Source organism: Leptolyngbya sp. FACHB-711 (genome assembly GCF_014695615.1).
GTDB lineage: Bacteria > Cyanobacteriota > Cyanobacteriia > Elainellales > Elainellaceae > Leptolyngbya_A.
Genome location: NZ_JACJOR010000212.1, coordinates 1 through 3,391, shown reverse-complemented (window position 1 = coordinate 3,391; position 3,391 = coordinate 1). Strand labels below are relative to the sequence as shown.

Below are 3,391 nucleotides of genomic sequence, written 5' to 3'. Positions count from 1 at the left end.
TGTCGCGCTCTGGCAATGCGAGATTTGACGGTTCCGAGGGTAACGCCTGTGATTTCGGCGATTTCCTCATATGCCATGCCTTCAATCTCACGCAGGACGATCGTAGTCCGAAAGACTTCCGGTAGGTCAGCAATTGCTGACCGGAGCTGATCGTAAAATTCCTGCGTTGCCAGTTGCTCTGCCGGGCCCGGATCGTCTGAGGCAATCTCCCAATCCATTTCTCCGTCTTCTACGCTAAGCGGTGCATCTAATGACAAAGGCGCATTAACCCGCTTCCGCTTTCGCAGCTCGTCGTAAAATAGATTGGTCGCGATCCGGCTCAGCCAGCCCCGAAACTTTCCGGGTTCCTGAAGCCGCTTAATATTCCGGTAGACCCGAATCCACACTTCCTGAGACAAGTCTGCCCGATCAGTCCAGTCAGGGGCAAGGTGATAAAGCACCTTTTCGACATGGGAGTGATAGCGACGAATCAGTTCAGCGAAGACAGCTTTTCCAGGACGTAGACCTTCCTGGCATTGCAAAATTAGGTCGAAGTTAGACAGTTTTTCAACTGGCATAGCAGCCTGGGGGGCAATTGCCTCAACCGCTGACCAGGACACAGGAAGAGATTCGCTACTCATGGACAGAACTCGGCTCTGTGGGATTCCAGTATGATGTGACGCTGTCATTTGTGAGATGTTCCCCAATGTTAATTGAAGGTGAATAAGCAATGCGTTCGCTCTGGGCTGGAGGTTCTTAGGTTCTTAAACTGTCTGAGCCTTGGTTGGCACGATTACTGAGATCCGCTTATTCGGAAGTTTTAGAAAACTTTGAACGTTGAAAGCCAACTAATTCTAAAGATTTAGAAGGGCTTGAACGTTGCTAGCAGTATGCTGCCCTGTTAGGATGCCGCCTTGAGGGGTTGACCCTGAAGAATTCTTGAATACTTCTTATCTAACCTTCTGAAGTTTCAGAAGTTTCTGAACATTCATTATATGGAAAACTCAGTGCGGGAACAAGGTCTCTCTATAGAAATTTGTAATTGAAGCGAAAGAATTAACTTGAAGAGAAAGGACGATTTTTCCCCCGTACCAAGTTCCCGAAACAGATACCTTTGGGCGGAATGCACCAAACCCTAAGAAATCCCTTGATCCCAACGATTCCTCAATCGATCGCCTCAGCATAGCGAGAGTGCCAATCAAAAAACTGTCTCACAAAGAAAACTGTCTCACAAAGATTAAGTTTCCCCCTTCCCTCCCCTGATCCCTCATCCCCAACTCACCCCTCTCTATGCACAGCCAAAACACCACGACAACTCAAATCACCTTCCACTACCTCAACGGTCACACCGAGTCGTTTAACTTGTTCGAGTCGATCGACAATACGACTCCGCAGGGGCTACAGCTCGAAGTGCGGCACTTGCTCCAGCGCGATTGGTGGATTTTGAACTTGCCAGAGCAAACGGTCATGATCAATATTGCAAACGTGACCAAAGTTGAAGTGAAGCCCACCCTTGCTCAGCTTCAGGGAGAAGGTATTTTCTCAGACGTGGAGCGAGTGACGGCTTTAAATCGATCGCGCTAGCAGGTCTTCTACAACCCACCCTTAGGAGCAATACGATGTCTAATCAGCAGCCTCACAAAGCAACCGTTAGTCTGGTTCGGGCAGCGTCCTACGATCGATCGCCATTAGAAGCGGCTCTGCGTGCCCTGCTAGAGCCATTAGGAGGAATGAGTGCATTCGTGAAACCCGGCGATCGAGTGCTGCTTAAGCCCAACTTGCTGACCGGGGCACGTCCGGGCAAGGAATGTACGACTCGACCAGAAGTGGTTTACTGGGTGGCAAAACTGGTGCAGGAAGCGGGGGGTGAGCCTTTTTTAGGGGACAGTCCGGCATTTGGCAGCGCGAAGGGAGTTGCTGTGGCAAATGGTTATGCACCAATTTTGGAGGAGCTAAATCTATCGATTATCGACTTTCAGGGTCAACGCTACGAAACGGTGAGCAAGGAGTTTAATCACCTGTTGTTGAGCAAAGAGGCGATCGAGGCAGATGTCGTCATCAATCTGCCAAAAATTAAATCTCATGTTCAGCTCACCCTGACCATGGGCGTAAAAAATCTGTTTGGCTGCGTTCCTGGCAAGATGAAAGCTTGGTGGCATATGGAAGCCGGAAAAGACAGGGTGCGGTTTAGCAATATGCTGGCAGAAACGGCAAGGGCAATTGCTCCTGATTTGACGATCGTGGACGGCATTATTGGGCACGAAGGCAACGGACCCAGCGGTGGCGAACCTCGACCGCTTGGAGTTTTAGCGGCATCGGCGAATGTGTTTGCAGTCGATCGGGCGTTAGTGGAAGTGCTGAGTGCTGATCCCGCCATGATTCCAACGGTGGCAGCTTCGATACGGCTGGGCTTTTGTCCAGATTTAGACCAAATTGAGTTTCCTGCGCTCACCCCTGCGGAACTGCGCGTCACAGACTGGAAGCTGCCCGAAAAACTGATGCCGATCGACTTCGGACTGCCGCGTGTACTGAAGTCTACGTTTCGCCATTTCTATATTCGGTTTATTAAGGAGCCGATCGCCGCTTACGGTGGACGCTAGAACTGTAAAAAAATGGATTAAATAAGCCCCGCTTACCTTCGGTGTGAAAGTGAGCGAGGCTAGCCTTGCAGTCAATTCAGCTCTAAGAGTAACGATCGCTAGGCGCGAACGGCAAGCCGGAAAATGCTGCTCAGAATATTAAACAAAATGGAATTGACAATGGTGAGGGCGATCGCTCCCAGAATTGCACTCCAAATTCCCAAACGCAAACGGAAGCCTTCAACGAGCTTTGCAGATAAACCAAAAACAATTGTGTTGACAACTAGCCAGAGAATGCCCAGCGTCAAAACATTTAGAATTGTGGAACCTGCAATCCAACCCAGCAGCCAGTTCAGCACGCCAAACACGACACCCGCAGTCAGAGCCTTGCCCACATTATCGACCTCGACCCCGATAAAGGGAATCTTTGAAATAATCAGCAAGCTAATGGCGGTGACGGCAACGCCAATCAGAAAGGGAATGAGGAAATTCATCGAGTTCTTATCTCCTATTTTGTTGATGTTTTGTTGATTGTTAATCAAGCGGAATCGATAAAGAAAAACCCGAACTGATACAGATTTTGCTCAAACTTCAGATTTTACTCAAACTTCAGATTTTGCTCAAACTTTGGGCAGGGGCTGAACGAAAAAACCCTTCAGCGCGACGGCTCCTCCGAAGCTTGTGAAGCAATCAATGACAGCAACCCAACGGATTGTCATGCCTTTATGAAAGGAAAAAAGTTTCAAGTTAAGTAAAGAATAGACATTAAAAGCTGTCAAGCGATCGGATACAAACTCCTTGTTACAACTAATTTCCTCTCGATACTCTGCCCC

The 3,391-nt window shown here is 48.9% G+C and carries 5 protein-coding genes; 2 read left to right on the top strand and 3 right to left on the bottom strand.

Annotation, left to right across the window (positions count from 1 at the left end; all coding sequences use genetic code 11):
• Nucleotides 1-620, bottom strand: a 620-nt coding sequence (locus tag H6F80_RS08010) for a sigma-70 family RNA polymerase sigma factor (protein ID WP_190791053.1), incomplete at its 3' end; no start/stop codon positions are given.
• A gap of 649 nt (nucleotides 621-1,269) precedes the next feature.
• Here H6F80_RS08010 and H6F80_RS08005 point away from each other — a divergent pair.
• Nucleotides 1,270-1,563, top strand: coding sequence for a hypothetical protein (locus H6F80_RS08005; protein ID WP_190791052.1), 294 nt, complete (start codon nucleotides 1,270-1,272; stop codon nucleotides 1,561-1,563).
• 35 nt (nucleotides 1,564-1,598) lie between these two features.
• On the top strand, nucleotides 1,599-2,579 hold the full coding sequence (locus tag H6F80_RS08000; protein ID WP_190791051.1) for an Npun_F2552 family protein: 981 nt from the start codon (nucleotides 1,599-1,601) through the stop codon (nucleotides 2,577-2,579).
• Nucleotides 2,580-2,677: 98 nt separating this feature from the next.
• Here H6F80_RS08000 and H6F80_RS07995 read toward each other — a convergent pair whose 3' ends face one another.
• Both H6F80_RS07995 and H6F80_RS29400 read right to left on the bottom strand, forming a co-directional pair.
• Entirely contained in the window at nucleotides 2,678-3,052 is a 375-nt protein-coding gene (locus H6F80_RS07995; protein ID WP_190791050.1) for a phage holin family protein, read from the bottom strand.
• Nucleotides 3,053-3,178: 126 nt separating this feature from the next.
• A partial coding sequence (locus H6F80_RS29400; protein ID WP_206755049.1) for a hypothetical protein occupies nucleotides 3,179-3,391 on the bottom strand: 213 nt, incomplete at its 5' end.

What these genes read in the sequence shown, in the direction of transcription:
- H6F80_RS07995 (WP_190791050.1), bottom strand. Translation starts at nt 3,052, where the DNA reads ATGAATTTCCTCATTCCCTTTCTGATTGGCGTTGCCGTCACCGCCATT.
- H6F80_RS08005 (WP_190791052.1), top strand. Translation starts at nt 1,270, where the DNA reads ATGCACAGCCAAAACACCACGACAACTCAAATCACCTTCCACTACCTC.
- H6F80_RS08000 (WP_190791051.1), top strand. Translation starts at nt 1,599, where the DNA reads ATGTCTAATCAGCAGCCTCACAAAGCAACCGTTAGTCTGGTTCGGGCA.